This window comes from Faecalicatena sp. (assembly GCF_058819085.1).
On sequence record NZ_JBZUUL010000004.1, the window covers coordinates 53,814 to 70,031 of the forward strand.

17 protein-coding genes and 1 pseudogene are annotated in these 16,218 nt (G+C 40.8%); 2 read left to right on the forward strand and 16 right to left on the reverse strand.

All coding sequences use genetic code 11. The features are described from left to right. Positions 1-17 precede the first annotated feature (17 nt). The 12 genes and pseudogenes from AC4OGX_RS02290 to AC4OGX_RS02345 form a co-directional block, all read right to left on the reverse strand. Positions 18-1,376, reverse strand: coding sequence for an SPFH domain-containing protein (locus tag AC4OGX_RS02290; RefSeq protein WP_493328192.1), 1,359 nt, complete (start codon positions 1,374-1,376; stop codon positions 18-20). A gap of 84 nt (positions 1,377-1,460) precedes the next feature. Next, positions 1,461-1,694 (reverse strand): annotated as a pseudogene (locus AC4OGX_RS02295) (MobA/MobL family protein); the annotation flags it as partial. Positions 1,695-1,932: 238 nt separating this feature from the next. Continuing rightward, positions 1,933-3,411 (reverse strand): hypothetical protein, encoded by a 1,479-nt coding sequence (locus tag AC4OGX_RS02300; protein WP_493328193.1) that lies wholly within the window; start codon positions 3,409-3,411, stop codon positions 1,933-1,935. 40 nt (positions 3,412-3,451) lie between these two features. Further along, positions 3,452-4,192 (reverse strand): hypothetical protein, encoded by a 741-nt coding sequence (locus AC4OGX_RS02305; RefSeq protein WP_493328195.1) that lies wholly within the window; start codon positions 4,190-4,192, stop codon positions 3,452-3,454. 18 nt (positions 4,193-4,210) lie between these two features. Next, positions 4,211-4,894, reverse strand: coding sequence for a TIGR00266 family protein (locus AC4OGX_RS02310; RefSeq protein ID WP_493328197.1), 684 nt, complete (start codon positions 4,892-4,894; stop codon positions 4,211-4,213). Positions 4,895-4,935: 41 nt separating this feature from the next. Next, positions 4,936-5,286, reverse strand: a complete 351-nt coding sequence (locus tag AC4OGX_RS02315) for a hypothetical protein (protein WP_055283089.1) — start codon at positions 5,284-5,286, stop codon at positions 4,936-4,938. 316 nt (positions 5,287-5,602) lie between these two features. Next, on the reverse strand, positions 5,603-7,045 hold the full coding sequence (locus AC4OGX_RS02320; protein ID WP_493328198.1) for a helix-turn-helix transcriptional regulator: 1,443 nt from the start codon (positions 7,043-7,045) through the stop codon (positions 5,603-5,605). 194 nt (positions 7,046-7,239) lie between these two features. Continuing rightward, positions 7,240-8,604: an extracellular solute-binding protein gene (locus AC4OGX_RS02325; RefSeq protein WP_493328199.1), complete on the reverse strand. Its 1,365-nt coding sequence runs from the start codon at positions 8,602-8,604 to the stop codon at positions 7,240-7,242. A 150-nt stretch (positions 8,605-8,754) separates the two neighbouring features. Then, positions 8,755-9,222 carry a response regulator transcription factor gene (locus AC4OGX_RS02330; RefSeq protein ID WP_493328200.1) on the reverse strand — a complete coding sequence of 156 codons (468 nt, stop codon included), beginning with the start codon at positions 9,220-9,222 and terminating at the stop codon, positions 8,755-8,757. A gap of 334 nt (positions 9,223-9,556) precedes the next feature. Continuing rightward, entirely contained in the window at positions 9,557-9,718 is a 162-nt protein-coding gene (locus AC4OGX_RS02335; protein WP_278825554.1) for a hypothetical protein, read from the reverse strand. 58 nt (positions 9,719-9,776) lie between these two features. Then, positions 9,777-10,214 carry a hypothetical protein gene (locus AC4OGX_RS02340; RefSeq protein WP_493328201.1) on the reverse strand — a complete coding sequence of 146 codons (438 nt, stop codon included), beginning with the start codon at positions 10,212-10,214 and terminating at the stop codon, positions 9,777-9,779. A 138-nt stretch (positions 10,215-10,352) separates the two neighbouring features. Next, positions 10,353-10,949, reverse strand: coding sequence for a hypothetical protein (locus AC4OGX_RS02345; RefSeq protein ID WP_493328203.1), 597 nt, complete (start codon positions 10,947-10,949; stop codon positions 10,353-10,355). A gap of 118 nt (positions 10,950-11,067) precedes the next feature. Between AC4OGX_RS02345 and AC4OGX_RS02350 the strand changes: the two genes are divergently transcribed. After that, a complete protein-coding gene (locus AC4OGX_RS02350) occupies positions 11,068-11,304 on the forward strand; it encodes a helix-turn-helix domain-containing protein (RefSeq protein ID WP_278825548.1) in 237 nt (78 codons plus the stop codon). Between the two features lie 68 nt (positions 11,305-11,372). On the opposite strand, the gene AC4OGX_RS02355 is transcribed toward AC4OGX_RS02350, so the two are convergent. The 4 genes from AC4OGX_RS02355 to AC4OGX_RS02370 all read right to left on the reverse strand — a co-directional run bounded on the left by AC4OGX_RS02355 (position 11,373) and on the right by AC4OGX_RS02370 (position 15,420). Beyond that, positions 11,373-12,914 carry a MobA/MobL family protein gene (locus tag AC4OGX_RS02355; protein WP_278825547.1) on the reverse strand — a complete coding sequence of 514 codons (1,542 nt, stop codon included), beginning with the start codon at positions 12,912-12,914 and terminating at the stop codon, positions 11,373-11,375. Positions 12,915-13,283: 369 nt separating this feature from the next. After that, the gene (locus AC4OGX_RS02360) at positions 13,284-14,579 is read right to left on the reverse strand and encodes a virulence-associated E family protein (RefSeq protein ID WP_278825556.1); all 1,296 of its coding nucleotides are present in this window, start codon (positions 14,577-14,579) and stop codon (positions 13,284-13,286) included. Beyond that, positions 14,482-15,228: a CHC2 zinc finger domain-containing protein gene (locus AC4OGX_RS02365; RefSeq protein WP_087174555.1), complete on the reverse strand. Its 747-nt coding sequence runs from the start codon at positions 15,226-15,228 to the stop codon at positions 14,482-14,484. The genes AC4OGX_RS02360 and AC4OGX_RS02365 overlap by 98 nt, the downstream gene beginning before the upstream one ends. Positions 15,229-15,231: 3 nt before the next feature. Further along, the gene (locus tag AC4OGX_RS02370) at positions 15,232-15,420 is read right to left on the reverse strand and encodes an ICEBs1 excisionase (RefSeq protein WP_087166868.1); all 189 of its coding nucleotides are present in this window, start codon (positions 15,418-15,420) and stop codon (positions 15,232-15,234) included. Between the two features lie 210 nt (positions 15,421-15,630). On the opposite strand from AC4OGX_RS02370, the gene AC4OGX_RS02375 reads away from it, so the two are divergent. After that, entirely contained in the window at positions 15,631-16,215 is a 585-nt protein-coding gene (locus AC4OGX_RS02375; RefSeq protein WP_493328207.1) for a helix-turn-helix domain-containing protein, read from the forward strand. Positions 16,216-16,218: the final 3 nt, after the last annotated feature.

Genomic DNA, 16,218 nt, shown 5'->3' on the forward strand with positions numbered 1-16,218 from the left:
TTTTTGTCAGGTAATTTTTAGTTTGTAATATCTCCATCATCGAACGGATCACCGCACTCCGGACAGAATTTTGGCGGATGTGCCGGATCTTCCGGTTCCCAACCGCATTTATCACAACGGTATAAAGGTGCTCCGGCCGGTTTCTTTGCGCCACAGTTCTGACAGAACTTTCCTTTATTCACCGTTCCACAGGAACAGGTCCATCCGTCACTATCTGCCGGCTTTGGTGAACCACATTCCGGACAGAATTTTCCGGTAGCTGTGGCTCCGCATTTACACGTCCAGCTTCCTGCTGCAGGCTGTGGTGCTGCTGCCGCCTGTGGCTGTGCCGGCTGTGGTGCTGCTGCCTGGTTCTGCTGCTGACCCATTGCAAACAGGTTCTGTGCATTCATGCCGCCCATTCCGCCTGCATTCATAGCCATACCCATGCCCATGAATCCGGTCATCGCTCCTGCATTGTTGTTTGCTGCTGCTTTCATAGCATCGATCTGTCCTCCTACCAGGCGGGCTGCCGCAGTATTCGGATTGGTTGTCATTGCATTTTCTTCCCACTCGGTAAGTTTCAGACGCTGATCATCCGGAATACTTAAGGAATTGATATTAAATGAAAATACCTCTATACCACGTTTTTCCTTCCAGGTTTTTGAGAGAACATCATTCAATGCATCAGAAAGCTCCAGGGTGTGTGCCGGAATTTCATAATACTGAATTTTCTTTGCAGAAAGAGTTGCCAGTGCCGGCTGCAGAGCTGTCATCAATTCACCCTTTAAGCGAGGTGCAATCTCCGTACTTTCATAGTCGCTTTCTACATTTCCGCAGACATTGGTATAAAACAGAATCGGATCACTGATACGATACGTAAAATTACCGTTACAGCGAAGATCTACTGACAGTTTATATCCCAGCTCTTCATTTACAACCACGCGGAACGGAATCGGTGTCGCTGTTCCATAAAGGATCTCTCCCATCTCTTTTGTGTTAATGTAATAAACACGCTGATCCTTTCCAGTATCTCCGCCAAATGTGAAACGTTTGCCGACTACCTTGAACGTCTCACGAATGCTCTCTCCCAGGTTTCCTGCAAAGATACTTGGTTCTGAAGAAGTATCGTAGGTAAATTCACCCGGCTCAGCACAGACCTCAACGACCCTGCCCTGTTCTACGATCAACATACACTGCCCATCTGCAACTGCGATACCACTTCCATTGGAAATAATGTTGTCATTTCCTTTCGTATTGGACGAACGTCCTGTTATACGTTTCTGTCCTTTTGTTACCAGTACATCTTTTCCCAGCGCCTCACAATAGAAAAACTCTTTCCATTGATCCGCAAGTGTGCCGCCCAATGCTCCCATACCAGCTTTAATCAGTCCCATAAACAAATCTCCTTTCTCTTTGTTTTCACTTTCTATCTGAAGTCAGCATATCAGTTTTTACAGAAAAAATATATGCGAACCACTGGTAGCAATTTTCACTTCTGGATGTTCCAGCATTTTCCATTCGCTGAATACGAGATGAATATGGTAATTGGTCATTTTCTTGTTATGGAGAAGTGCCGCACTGCATTCCACATCGTACCTTCTATGAAAGCTGTCCGTGAAAAGCCTTACCACATCATCTGCCTTGTACTCAACAAAACTTTCCGGAAGTGCAATGATAAACTCCCGTCCTTCAATACACTTCCCAGCTGTTCCGCTTGTATTCAGTGTTATCGTATGGATTATGGCATGGACCAAAAAAGCACTCGATAAAAAGGAGTGGATCCTGATGTTGATCCTCTATGCCATTTATGTTATATATATCTGTATACGATAAATATGAAAATTGATTCACTGATGTGATAAAATTCTACCTTTATATTGGAAACAGGAAACAGAAAAATCACTTGTCGGCAGATAAATTTCTGCCGACAAACGATTTTTATTTTTTCAATTAAAATCCTGTCAATCTGAAAAACATCAATTCATTTGCTGATCCGTCGTCTCGTTCCTGTGTCAGCATAATTAACAGAGAGCCGTCATCTAAAAGCTGCATATCTTCCAGCCATGGATAACTGACACCAAATATGTCCTCTGTAGAAATTGCACCTACGTGCGTTCCATCTTTTGCCCAAAATTGTATTTCACGCATATTTCCATCTGCAGCCACAAAACCATTTTCTGTTTCCGCCATGCCTGTAATGGAACCGAGCTTGTCCGGAGAACTGATATCTTCTCCACCTAATTTCAAAAGCTGATTGCCATCATAATCATAGACAACAATTTTTGTGCCTTCATCTTCCACAGCCATGGAGCCGGCAACCATAATATGACTATTCGTGATCTGTACGTCATCTATCATAGAAAACAGTCCCTTGCGTTCTTCATCGTTATTTAATCCGGTCAGTATCCACGGTTCTGCCGTCAGGTTACCGCCTTGATTCGCAATCTTCTGAGTATCACTGTTCACCCAGAAACTGATTCCCCATTCTCCGGATGGATGCATATTCAGATCTCCGTCTACTGTTGTCTGAAGTGCCTTTTTCCCATCTTTTACGCCAATTACATCTCCAATTCCAGGCGAAAGATATAACATTCCACTGCTGTCCCCAGACAAATATTCAAAATCATCGTCTAATTCCATCGAAGATACGAATTCAAGTCCACTTTCTGAATATTCATAAGTATCCAGTTTGTTCTCCAGCAAATGGAACACTTGATTGCCCTGTTTTACAAACTGATGATCCATAATCTGCATAACTCCCTGTGCTTCTTTAAATGGGATATATTCCGGAACGATTGTATAAGAACCTACCATCTGCTCTGCCAATACAGGTTCAAGAGGCTCTCCCTCCCATGGCCATGGTGCGTCTTTATTTCCTTCATCCTCTAATTTCAGCACAATTCCTTCCAGCAATTCTTTGTCAGAATCATCTATTTCCTGTCCTTTTACTCTGATATCATAGGATGTGCCAGACTGTTCATAACGATACATATACGTTTTTTCTATGGAATTACTTTCCGGCATTGCTGTATATTCTGCATTTCCTATTGTTACAGTGTCCATTTTCCCTTCAGCATATGCCTCTAAATCCACTCCAAAGTCAATTAAACTCTTTCGATATGCATATGAATCCTCCTTGGTCGCTTCTATAGAAATGACATTCTCGGATCCATCTGCTGTATCTCCATCAAAAAATCTAACGTAAGAATATTCTTCATCTTTCTTCATATTCTCTTTATCGTAGTTCCATGCCTTCGGATAATACACTGTAAATAAACTTAATTTAAGACTTTCTCTGTCTTTAAATTCTGTTTCTTCCTGCTCTGCTTTTTCCGATTTTTTCTTCTCCGGATTCTTTTTTTGTCCACATGCCACTATCATCATCATGCATATCATGATACACAGCACACACCACAGTTTCTTTTTCATGGCGTCTTCCCTCCTTTCATGATTTCCACATCCTTTTCAGTTATTCACTGTCACTTTTTACACAGTGGAATGTGTAGTAGTCATCATCATCACTGTAGTCTACTTTCAAAGTACCATCGTCATTTATCATCACTGTAAGAGATGGATTTTCTGATTCAATCGAACAATATCCCAGTGCAACTGACCATGGGAAAGTCCCAATCTCCTCTCCTTTATAAATAACTGTTACATTACGGTCACTTTTGAAATCAAGACGCAGTGCATCATTGATGTTGTCTACTCCTTCCATAGAAGTCTGAGGCCCGTCTCCTAAAAGTTCTTCCACGCTTTCTGCAGCCCACTCACCTATGACTGCATTTTCCTCCTCTGTCAGATAGAGTGCCGGATCCATTGCATCCGTTCCATCCTTTGCAAAAATCACCTTTACTCCCATCTCCAGCATATCGTCAAAAGAAATGATATCTTTTCCGATGGTTCCCACCATTTTTTCTCCTTCGATGCTCAAGGTAAACTGATCATCTTCGACAGACCATTTTCCATTTCCGGTAGTGTCTCCGACTGAAAAGGATACTTTTCCGCCATTTTTCACTTCAAATTCAAAATCTCCTCCGAAAACTTCATCTATGCTGACGGACATTCCCATCATTTGAGCAGACACCGCTACCCATTTCCCTTCATACGGGTTCTTCTCTCCTGTTTTTCCGGAGCCTCCACAACCGGTCAGTACTACCATACTGATGATAAGAACCAGTCCAAATAACAAATTCAACTTCTTTCTCATAATCTTCTCCCCTTTCAATTACTTCTTATCTGCAAAAAAAGGAGTCAGCAATTCTGCTACCTTACTGATTGGCATTGTCTGCAAGATCACCTTTCCCGGTCCTTTCACAACGGTATTAAAAATGCCTTCTCCTCCAATCAGCATATTTTTTACTCCTTTTACAGCTACAACATCCATAGTGCAGGTTTCTTCCATTGCCGCTAAGTACCCCGTACTGATCAAAATTTCCTGTCCTGCACTCAGATCATACTCCACTGCATGTCCATCAATTTCTACAAACGCGGTTCCATTTCCGCTCAATCTCTGCATAATGAAACCTTCTCCTCCAAATATGCCTTTCCCTAATTTTTTCTGAAAATGCATGGACAGTTCTACGCCTTCTTCTGAAGCAAGGAATGCACTTTTCTGCACGATCATGGAGTGACCGTTGCTAATCTCCAATGCTTTGATCGCTCCCGGAAAACTTGATGCAAATGCAATCATTCCGTCTGCACCTTCTGCGGTATATCTGTTTTGAAACGCAGAATCACCAGACATCATTCTGCCGAACATTTTCTTCATTCCGCCACCGGTAACCGTCTCCATTTTCATGTTCGGGCTCATCCAGCTCATACTTCCGCTTTCTGTGATCATAGATTCTCCTGCTGCTAATTCACATACGACAACTGGTAAATTTCCTCCTAAAATCTCATATTTTTTCATAGTAAAGTTCTCCTTTCTTTTTCGTTTTTCTTTTTTCGTTTTCATCCTACAACAGTACCTTTTTCATTAAGTTTTGCGGCACATTGCACACACATATCCAGATCATCACAGATCAAAAAGCAATGGTCACATACAAGACGCTTACATATCGGACAAATATTAAATATTTCTTTCGCCTGATTCAATGCTTTTTGAAATGCTAAATTCTTTTCCCGGTCATAAAGCGTATCATAAATAATCTTCCGATTTTCATTTTCCGGTTTTTTCCCCGCTTTGGAAAAACGAATTGGTGTGCTTTTCCATACTGTTTTACATTCCATGCAGCATAGTGAAAAGCAAAACTCATCCGGTGTAGAACAATCTATTAAATCCTTTTTCGTAATATATTCCACATTTCAACCTCCTTGTTAACCTCCTTGCTCTATCACCATCCTATTCTCAGTTCTCCCTCCTTATCCATTTCCTTTATTTTTTTCTTTTATCGGGCGGCCACCATTTCGTAATGAAAGCGTAGCAGATACGGAAAGCAAATACTATGGTCGCCATTCGTATATTTTGCTTATTTTCCAAAATACGAACGATTAGTATACTATATATAGTGTTTCTTTTTTTATCTATCTACTATATATGCGCAATTTCTTTTTTGTAAAAATGTAAACGATATCTGTCGGTCAAACTAAAAAAGAGCCTGTACAGACTCTTTTTCTTTTACTCAGTTCTATTATATGTCAGCTTATCTAACTGATCGCATTTTCGAAACAACTCAATATACAGCATTAATTCCTCTCTGACAGTTATTCCCAGTTTTCGATTCATATTTGTATTATGCTTTCTAGCTGTTCCAATACTGATATAAAGCAATGAAGCAATCTCCTGTATCGTATATCCATCAACATAATACTGAAGAACCATCCTCTCTGACGGAGTCAGAGTTTCCACGCGCAAAGCAAACGCCTTGAGCATTTCTTCTATATTCGGAGGAATGCCTCCATTTTCCAGTTTCTCCGTATTTCTTTTTTTCTGCATAAAATCAACCAGTGCATCCACTTCTGAAATTCCTGATATATTTTCATCTGTCAGCGTATCCTCCTGCAGTGCTTTTAAACTCCGAAGAATCGGCTTCACAAAACGACGGGACATACTGACAGAAACAACCAATAATAAAATCAGGAATAACAACGTACCGATGATCCAGTCCCTTCGATTGTCCGCTGTTAATTTTTCATAATTCGCTTCTGATATCAATGTCAGTACCGCAAGCGGCATCCCATTACAACTCTTCAATTCAAGCAGTTCATGCCTGCCTATATAATTCCCGAAAGCGGTAGAATATGTATTATAATACTTTCCTTTCTTCACTGTCATCGTTCCTGATGGTGAAAGATACGTTTCTTTTGTATCTCCGAACATCGCCTTATCCAGATAGATGTTTCCTTTTTTGTCCATAGGAGCCAGTACTGTCACTATATTCCCACAGGAACCTTCCACCATAGGATAAGACAGCCTGAAATACAGATTACTCATCTCCATACCGCACAAACCGCGTACTTTTCCGGTACTGTCTAAAACCGGGACATATAAAAGCTGCACATCCTCCCATGTGTCACTCAGCTCCAGCCGGTCTGTCCACAGGCAGCTCTCTACCAGCCGGTTCCCATCAAACCGCATAATCTGTTCATAACCCGGCAATGCGGACGTATCAAATTCTAAATTCCAACGGTTATGGAGCTGTACCTGCTCTGCTCTTGCAATATCAGCATTTCCCCTGAAAAAAACTACGTGCTGTTTGCTTGTATTTACTGCCTTTAAATCAGACAGGCGCAGGTAAATTCCCATGCGTGATGTATCTGCATATTCCGTCTTCGTATTTACCGTTGCATCCAATACAACAAAAACTCCACTGCAATACTTCACATCCAATGCAGATTTCAAGGAGGGATACAGCGCAGACTCTAAATCCATGATCAGCTGAGGATTATCATTCAAATCTGAAAATGTCTTTCCATTGGCTGTCAGGCATTGATTCAATTCTTTTGTAATGTCTTCCGATAAAGAAATACTTCTCGCCATCATAATATCAGTCTGCTCTGTCATAGTTGACAACGTATTTTTCTGCTGGGCAGACAACATTTCCCGTACTTTAAAATCCATTCCCGGAAGGACTCCCAAAATACTGAGTAATAGAACTGTCACAAAAAAAAGTGTTAAAATCACCACGCACCAATAAACAATCAGTCTTTGCTGCATACGAATGCTTTGTCTCTTTATTCCTTTTATAATCTTCCAGAAATTTATTTTCTTTTCTCCCATATGTCAGCCACCTCTTTTTGCCGATCCGGCAGACATTATTGTGTGTATGCTGCTTTGAAATCCTCTAATGTCTCTGAAACAAGTTTATCCATATCTTCCGGGTCTTCCAGCCACTCCAACCGCTTTACTGACAAGATTTGCCTGATAAGTTCTTCAAACTTTGTTTCCAGATCCAGATAGGAATCCAATTGCGGAGCAGTATAAAATGTATAATTCTCCTGCGTCTTTAAAAAAGCCTGATAAAGTGATACATACATCGGATCACTTAACTTCTCGATCGCCTCCGGAAGGTAAATATCGAAAGCCTCCTGCTTTACCGGCATATATCCAAGACTAGTCACAAATTCTACATTCTTTTGGGCTTCTGTCAGCCATTTAAGAAACGTAATACAGGCCTTTTCTTTTTCCGGTGTAGATTTTACTGTGCAAATGCCGGCGCCTCGCTGCATAACCATCGTTTCTCCTCTGGAAAATACGGGACATGGCATAGAAACAATCTCTACTTTTTCCGATGTGTTATCCGCATAAGTAACCTCGTCAGAATAATATAATACACTGGCTGACGAAGCCACTGATACAATCGAATCTCCCGTTCGCAAAGGTTCCGTTGCATAACCGCCGCGAAGCCATACTCCTCCGGACAGTGCCGCTTTTGCATAGGGTTCCCATACTGTTTGAAATTCCGGGCCGAAAGCCAGATTTTCTCCCTTAAAGAAATTTTCACCCAGAGATTCTACACCTACCTGAAAATAGTTAAAATGATAATCATGAACGAAAAAATTCTTTCCATCATCAGGTATGTCCGGCGTCTGGTTATCTGTCCATGCAGCATATTGTTCTGCCATTGCGAAGAGTCCTTCCCATGTTTTTAAATCTTCCATCTTCGCTCCTGTTTCTTTCGCAAAACGATCAAATGCTGTTTTATTGATAAACATAACTTCCGTTGATTTTGCTACCGGCAAAATAGAAAGTCTTTCATGAATGACACCTTCTTCCAAAAAGGCCGGAATAAATTCGTTCAATTCTTCTTCTGTAAAATAATCATAATAATCTACAAGTTCCGTATCATCCGGCATCGCCAGAACTGTTTTAGGATAGGAAACAAACATATCCGGCAGTTTGGAAGCTCCCGGATCTCCAAATGCGGATGCCAGTACATTTTCATGTATCGTATTCGTATTTGTAACACTGCCAACCTGTACCTGGATATTTTCCTCTTTTCCAATCGTTTCATTAAATTCATCAATCAGATCGTTTAATGGCGATTCTGTCTGTCCTCCATATACATGCCACAATGTAACGGTTACTGGATCTTCTTTTTTCTTCTGCCCACACCCTGTAAAAACTATAACCGCAATCATTACCAGGAATAGGCAGATTCTTCTCATAATACATCTCATATTATTTTTCTCCTTTCCAGACAGTATCTTATAAACAATCTGACATCTCAACAAGGAACAAAACCATAGGTTTGATACACTTTTACATAGTATGTGATATCGGTTTTCAGAGTCTTAAGCACTCCCCATATGGGTAGTAAAATGCTATTTTTAAAATCCATTTATAATCAGATTTTTCTTTGTAACAGCTACCGCCAATTTCGTTTTGGAATCAAAATTCGTTTTCTGCAGCATATTTTTGATATGCCATTTTACAGTCTCCGGTGATATACACAAACTTTCTGCAATTTTTTTATAGGATTCTCCTTCCACCAATAATCGCAGAACTGCTAATTCCCCAGGTGTAAAATCACAGCTTTTCGCTGTTCCGATCATCACAACCGGTGGAGCATCCGGATACACGCTCTCCCCTTTCATCGTGCGATCCATAACCTCCAACAGTTCCTCTTTACCGGCATCTTTATACCAGAAGCTTTCTACTCCCGCTTTGCGCGCCCTGTCAATAAAACTGCACTCTACTAAAGAAGTCACGATAATTATTTTTATCTGAGGCATTGTCCTTTTAATCTTCTCTGCTGCCACAAGACCACTCTCATCATTCTCCGTACAGACATCCATCAAGAGTTTTATCCAGTGGCTTGCAAGTTTTCTCTTTGAAAACAAGAATTATCGTTTGCGTAACCGAAAACAGCCGGAAAATCAGGGATTACACTGAAATTTGTTACAGACGCGTTACAAACTATGGACGACTTAGCACGATTGAGAACACCTCTCCTTAATTCCAAAATTACCGCAAATTTCAGTCCTCTTCTTAAAAAATCATCCCCAACACACAAGAGGACTTGCAAATCTGTAACCTTTCAAGTTCTTATCTGCATCATGGTTGTATTGGGAACGTCCTTTCCGCAAAGGCCTACTCTACAGTTTACCGCACAATTATTTTATTATCCTATTATTGCTTTATAAAATTGTAATTAGTCATATTAGAGTCTGTCTTCAGCCCAAAAGACTCTCCATGAAAAATAATTTGATATCCTCCAGTTTTTACTCCGCTTTCCCATTCATTATCCGGAATATCTTTATAAGAATAGTAATGAGTGTCTTTGTTCTCCATAATACCATCCTCAGATATTAGATTTGAATAACTATCCGTAATAATCATCACATAATCACTAATATATCCTTGCTATCATTAACGGTTCGCTTTCGTCATCATCTTCATCCCATCCCACATTCAAGAACACGGCAACTTTATAACCGTTTAAACATACAAATGCTTGAAAATAATCTGGTTCATCCTCATTAACTCCTACAATTCTCTGATTTTGCTTTTCCGCACTCACTTGCATTTTCAATATAATATTTTGTAAAATATCCTCGAAATAGTCTTTGGGGATATATTGTAAATTGAACATGGCTATATTCAATTTACTTGTGTATCTCTGTCTCAAATTTTCTGCCAACTTATCTTTGTCTATTTGATAATTTTGGATATCAGGATATCCATAATAATAAAATATGGTATTTATTTTGTTTAACTTGCACAATTCAAACAATTCTTCAATATCATCCGACTGCAAAATAACGTCCTTCTTATCTAAAGAACTCACAGCTGCAAAAGGAGTTATCGCTTCCCTTTCGCATCTATTAAAAAAACTTCAATATCAATAATTCTATTGTTATCCATATTTTCTCCTTCAAATACTTAAACTTTTCTTTCATCTTACCATATTTTTCTTTAACAGACATTAGCATTTTAATAAATTTATCGCATCAAAAAAACCTTGTCTATACAATACCCTGCCATACTCCGCACACCTTTCCTTTGTCTCCAACAATGCTCTGTCAATAGCCATCTCTTCCTCTTTTCCAAACCCAAGTTTATCTATTTTCTCAACCTTTTTCCTCATCTCTTTGTTTATTTTCTGATATCGTTCATCTTTCAGTAATACCTCCCCCAATTCTCCATCTACCCATTCTTTATACATTGCATCCAGTAATGTTTCATTACCATTATATACCTCATCCCTATTCACAAAATTGGTAAAAGAGATTTTCTTTTCTACATGGATATTCTTTATCACATCCACCATCAACAATATCCCTGCCTGCAGCCCTATTTCCATATACACACTAGCCGTTTCACTGCTCACTTCATTACACAGATCCAGCAACTCGGAAGTCTTGCTTTTATCATATTTCTCTACAGCCTTCTCAAACCTCATATATGGTTCATCCAATCGTTCCTCATAACTCCTATCGTCTTCATCTGATCCTTGACCAAACAACAGATAATCCGCTATCCCTCGTATCGTAGCTCTTTCAAATATTTTATCAACGAACATTTTCTGATCATCCTTTCTTTATTGCGAAATATTTCTTCATTACGAAACATTATAGTCTGAATACTACATACAATCAATATATATTTCTTTATTACGAATTTTTAGGAGCAGATCAGATATGCAGAAAATCAGACCAGACATGGATATCGGCCATAATATCCAGCGTCTAAGACGCAGTACAAATATGACACAGGATCAGGTTGTTGCGCAGTTACAGCTGATGGGAATTGAAATTTCCAAAAGCACTTATGCAAAACTTGAAACTAATCGAATGAATATCAAAGTCAGTGAACTGATTGCACTCAGCAAAATCTTTGATGCAGATATCGCTGAATTCTTTTTCGGATTACTATAAATCATTTATGCAACCTGCAATTACAGCCGGAGCCTTCAATGAGAACATTGACGATTCCGGCTGTTTCTTTACAGGCAATCCCTATCCTGATTTCTTTTCCGCTCTTTTTTCTTTTGTTGTTCCACGCCTCGTTTTTTCTCCTCCAGGCGTTCATGGATACTTTTTTGCGTTGTCTGCTCTGGAACGTTGGCTTTAATCACCCAGTACTTCTTTTCCGGAATTCCCTTCTGATCCCATTCACTCTGAAGTTTCCGCACACCTTCCAGTTCAGTAACTGCAGCTTTATAAGCTTTCTTTACTTCCAGTGCATTTTCATATCCCTGCATTTTGGGAATCTCGCTTAGGGTCTCCTGTGCTTTCTTCAGTTCCTGCCGTTTTCCAGCAATCTTCTGCTCCAGCTCTTTCTTCTCTTTCCCATGAAACCACTTTTTCTGCACTTCTTTCAGATCTTTCTCCAGCCTGAGTTTTACTTTCTCAATGGCGTAAATTTTCTGTTCTGCTTTCTTCATCTTCTGCAAAATACGATCCAGCCTCATTACTTCCGCTTCCTGCAGAGCGGAAGATGGTCTTTCTCCTTTCGCTGACTCCGGTAGTGATGCCGGTGTCACATCAAATCTCAGATCATAGCGGATCAGCGGGTTTCCTCTTGTGTCAAATTCTCCATTCCGGATCTCTTTCATAAACTGAATGAATCCTCTCAGTTTCCCGATGGCTTTCTGCAAAATCTTTCGGAACTGATCCGGTTTCCAGCCTGCCTTTATGATCGATTCTTGAGCAGGCACAGTGATCTCTTTTTTCTTCACCTGGCACAATTCTTCCTCTGTCACTCCTTCCATCACTGCCCGGTCCACCATATGATTCCATTCCTGCCGGAGATAATTGTCAATTCGAATCTCCTCTGCCTTTGGATTGTTCTTTCCAATCTTTCTGGTAGGCAGATAAGGACTGTTCTTATCAAACACCTTTAGTTTCTCTGTCGGATCTTTCACCAGTTCATTGATAAGATCCGTATAGTAATATTTCATTTTTTCCGTAAATTTCTTGGACTTGAATTCCTGGTTTTTCGGTTTGAAGAGATTGGTTTCATAAACTTCTCCCTTTTTAATGATCCTGCATCCCGGCCGGATCTCTCCACGTTCATTCAGGATCTCTTTCTTTGTCCGGACGTGTTTTCCGTTTTCGTCATAGAACATATTCCTTGCAGCAATCTTTCTTTCCGGAACATCTAATTCCTGTCTTTCTGAAAAGATCAGATGAATATGAAGATTGGTTTTTGCCTTATTATGGTGCAGAGCGCTTGCCACCGCCATATCATATCTCTCCACAAACTTTGCGGAAAAATATTTCAGCAGCATATCCGGATCATATTGGATCAGACTTGGCGGCAGCATGATGATCAGCTCTCTCGCCTCAATGCATTTGCCCTCTGTACCGCTTTTTCTGAAATCCTTCTGATTTTCTTTTGAAAGGTAAGACCAATATTTCGACTCCACATTGGTAAAGGTGGCATATAAATTTTCCTGTCGTTTCGGATCCGAGATATAACGCACCCTGCCTCTGACATTGGGCAGTTTGACCACCTGAAGAAAACTGTTTTTTCCATTTGTCATGTATCTCCTTTCCGGCGGTTGTACGTCAGATCATCCCTTTGTTTACACGCCGGTCTGCCCCGCAGGGCCTTCCGGAGGATTCCCTTAAGGAAGTGCCGGTGGCTGTTTCTTAAGGGAAGAGCTCGATGCAGTCGCGAAATACACAGAGTATAAATCGTCAGATTTGTGCGATGGGTGTATTTCGCTCTCAATCGCCGAGGGCTTAGTTTCTGGCGTATCCGCCTTTTTCTTTCTGCCCGTATCCGGGCCTTATTTCACTCCTGTGTTTTTAACTTTCAAAGTTTTTTTCTCCCTGTTCACACTTCCCTGTTCACAAACTTGTGAACAAACTTTTGTGAACAAGGCCCAAAACATTTTTAAAGTTAACTTTTACTCAAAAGGTAACTCCTTATTTTCATCCACTTTCATGAATCCATCCGAATCCTTTTTCGGACGGATCCGCTTCCATGAACGCTGCGTTCCCAGTCCCCCGGAGAACCTGTGATTCCCATGTTTTTCCCATCCGGTAATCTCATTGTCCATCAAGTCTCCGATCTCTTTGGACTGCCATTTAGGGACAATGCCTTCCTGATGAAACACTTCCTGATAGATGATGGTGGAGCAGACATAATCCTCTTCGTAGTTGTCCAGGAAAGCCTGGATCATCCCGGTCTGTGTATCTTCCGGCATAAAGTCCTTCTGCAGAGATTTCACATAGTCTTCCATATCCGGAGAGAAGGTCAGGAGAAATTCCCTGCTTCGGTAGATTTCCATTGCTTCTGCCCACGCCTGTATGATATATTCTCTGGAGCCTTTTTCATCCCGATATATCATAGTCTCTGCTTTTTCCGGACATACCTTTACCGGTCCGAACCGCCGATTACCCGTCCGGTCAAAAGGCAGGAAAGCAAGGTCATTGGAAGTGCCGCAGAACACGCATTGACGATATCTGTCTTCCGCTCTTCTTTCGTAGGGAATCCGATAAGTGTCCTTCTGTCTGCTCAGGAAAGATTTGGTCTCCTCAATGCTTTTGGCATTCGCTACTGCATTCATTTCCGACATTTCCACAATCCAGTGCCCCTGCAGATATTCGTAAACTTTCTTGTCATCCAGCCGTTTCACATCATCCGTGAACCATTCATCCTGAATTGCCAGATATTTGAAAAAAGTAGATTTTCCTGTCCCCTGACCGCCAACCAGACAGAGCATGATATCGTACTTCTTTCCAGGTTCATACAGGCGGCTTATGGCTGCCAGCATGTGCATCTTCATAACCTCTCCTGCATATTCCGGATTTTCTGCCCCGAAGAAATGAGTCAGCATCCCCGCAATACGGGGTCTGCCGTCCCACTTCAGACTTTCCAGCAGATCAATGATAGGATGGAAACTGTTATCGTTGGCTACAATATCTATCGCTTTTCCGATCACCCGGTCACTGGTCAGTCCGTAATTTTTTTCCAGATAGAGAGACAGGTTGTTCATATCCGTATCTGTCATCTGTACGCCCCGTCTCTTCCATGGCACTTTTTTCTTAATATCAATTTGGCAGGTCATCTCATTCCTGCAGACAGCTCCCCGCAGGCATGGATCATATTCCAACACGTATTTGCAATTCTGGATAGACTGCCGGATCCGGCCTTTCTCCGTTACTTCCAGATTGTCCCGGATTTCTTCCGGTGTCAGCATTTCCTGCTCTACAATATTCTCTAATTTCTTCCAGGACTCCCCGCTGATATTCTTCCATTCGCTGCTCAATCTTCTCCACCTCCTTCCGTTTATAAATGAAAAATTCCGCTATTTCCTCTCCGTCACCGGTCAAAAGGATATCCAGATAATCATTGATCTTCCTCTCATTATCCAGTGCCTCCACAAAGCATTCCTGCTCAAAAGGCTCCGGCCCGGATCCGTAAAACTGTTTCCAGAACCGAATCCACGACAGATAGTCCGTCAAAACCTCTACGGCATGATTTTTCCAGGTTCTAACCTTACTTTTTACCGAAAAATGATACCGACTTTGTACTTTTTTACCTTCTCTGTCCCGGGATTTGTTCTGAACAGACTTTTGCTCCTTTAATGGGATTGGAAGATTAAAATCAGTGATCAGCTTTTTTGCTGCCTCATAAGGAGACATTCCAAATAATTTGCCCGTAAATGTGATTACATCTCCCTTTGCCCCGCAGGCAAAGCAGTAAAATCCCTGATCCACTTTCATGCTGGGATGACGGTCCTGATGAAAAGGACAGCACGCCATCCCATTTGTGTTTACCTTCAATCCATATCGTTCGGCAGCCTGCCTTGCGGTAACGGATTTCTTAACACTTTGAAAAATATTCATCCCTTACTCCGATTCGCAGCCATAGAACTTTTTCTGGAAATACCGGATCGGGACTTTACCTCTGATCACGTTATAACCGGATTCTTCCAGTTCCTGGTTCAGTTCCCGCACAATGCCATATGCTTTGCTCCTGCCGACACCCAGTACCTCCATAATGTCATTGGCTGTTATATAAGAAACCTTAACCTGCATTTTCTTCCCTCCTTTCTCTGACAAACTACAAATAGTGCATTTTACATACGTTTTTTATTAGTTTGAATTATTACACGTCATATTATACGCATTTTTAATTCGTGTTTTTATTATACGTCTGTTTTTCATATTTGTAAATAGCATTTTTAAATTTTACGCACTTGCAATACATATTTTTCTGTGTTATACTGTGCGTGAGGTGAATAAATAATGAATGATATGGATATTTCAACGATTGGAGAACGTATTAAAACTCTCCGAAAAAAACGAGGTTATAACCAGAAAGAGTTAGCAGATCTTTTAGGAAAGTCACTCCGCACCATTCAGAAATACGAAAGCGGAGAAATTGAAGTATCTATTGCTATGGTCAATGAACTTGCCAAAGTGCTGGATACTACTTCCACCTATCTTCTGGGGCATCAGACCGGCGATTTTAAATTTGACAGCCTTTCAGACGTAATGGAATGCCTGTTTCAGATTGAGAAAATAACAGGACTTCATTTTTCTATTGAGACAAAAAGACCGCCTCACCATGACGGCTGGCAGTGTTCCATTACCTTTGACGGAAAAGATAAAGCAGCCGATCTGAATGCGGATATATGTCTTTTCCTGGAAGAGTGGGAAAACAATCGAGAATCTTTCAAAGAATACAGCATGTCAAAATCTGCCTATGAGGCGTGGAAAGATAAGACACTGGCTTATTATGCTTCACAGGGTGTAGAAATGTCTGAATTTGAAGATCTTGATGAAAACGAGCGTATAAAAAGAAGAGCTGCTCTGCTTTCTGGCGAATAATCT

What these genes read in the sequence shown, in the direction of transcription:
- AC4OGX_RS02290 (WP_493328192.1), bottom strand. Translation starts at nt 1,376, where the DNA reads ATGGGACTGATTAAAGCTGGTATGGGAGCATTGGGCGGCACACTTGCG.
- AC4OGX_RS02300 (WP_493328193.1), bottom strand. Translation starts at nt 3,411, where the DNA reads ATGAAAAAGAAACTGTGGTGTGTGCTGTGTATCATGATATGCATGATG.
- AC4OGX_RS02305 (WP_493328195.1), bottom strand. Translation starts at nt 4,192, where the DNA reads ATGAGAAAGAAGTTGAATTTGTTATTTGGACTGGTTCTTATCATCAGT.
- AC4OGX_RS02310 (WP_493328197.1), bottom strand. Translation starts at nt 4,894, where the DNA reads ATGAAAAAATATGAGATTTTAGGAGGAAATTTACCAGTTGTCGTATGT.
- AC4OGX_RS02320 (WP_493328198.1), bottom strand. Translation starts at nt 7,045, where the DNA reads ATGGATTTTAAAGTACGGGAAATGTTGTCTGCCCAGCAGAAAAATACG.
- AC4OGX_RS02325 (WP_493328199.1), bottom strand. Translation starts at nt 8,604, where the DNA reads ATGAGATGTATTATGAGAAGAATCTGCCTATTCCTGGTAATGATTGCG.
- AC4OGX_RS02330 (WP_493328200.1), bottom strand. Translation starts at nt 9,222, where the DNA reads ATGGATGTCTGTACGGAGAATGATGAGAGTGGTCTTGTGGCAGCAGAG.
- AC4OGX_RS02335 (WP_278825554.1), bottom strand. Translation starts at nt 9,718, where the DNA reads ATGGAGAACAAAGACACTCATTACTATTCTTATAAAGATATTCCGGAT.
- AC4OGX_RS02345 (WP_493328203.1), bottom strand. Translation starts at nt 10,949, where the DNA reads ATGTTCGTTGATAAAATATTTGAAAGAGCTACGATACGAGGGATAGCG.
- AC4OGX_RS02350 (WP_278825548.1), top strand. Translation starts at nt 11,068, where the DNA reads ATGCAGAAAATCAGACCAGACATGGATATCGGCCATAATATCCAGCGT.
- AC4OGX_RS02355 (WP_278825547.1), bottom strand. Translation starts at nt 12,914, where the DNA reads ATGACAAATGGAAAAAACAGTTTTCTTCAGGTGGTCAAACTGCCCAAT.
- AC4OGX_RS02360 (WP_278825556.1), bottom strand. Translation starts at nt 14,579, where the DNA reads ATGCTGACACCGGAAGAAATCCGGGACAATCTGGAAGTAACGGAGAAA.
- AC4OGX_RS02365 (WP_087174555.1), bottom strand. Translation starts at nt 15,228, where the DNA reads ATGAATATTTTTCAAAGTGTTAAGAAATCCGTTACCGCAAGGCAGGCT.
- AC4OGX_RS02370 (WP_087166868.1), bottom strand. Translation starts at nt 15,420, where the DNA reads ATGCAGGTTAAGGTTTCTTATATAACAGCCAATGACATTATGGAGGTA.
- AC4OGX_RS02375 (WP_493328207.1), top strand. Translation starts at nt 15,631, where the DNA reads ATGAATGATATGGATATTTCAACGATTGGAGAACGTATTAAAACTCTC.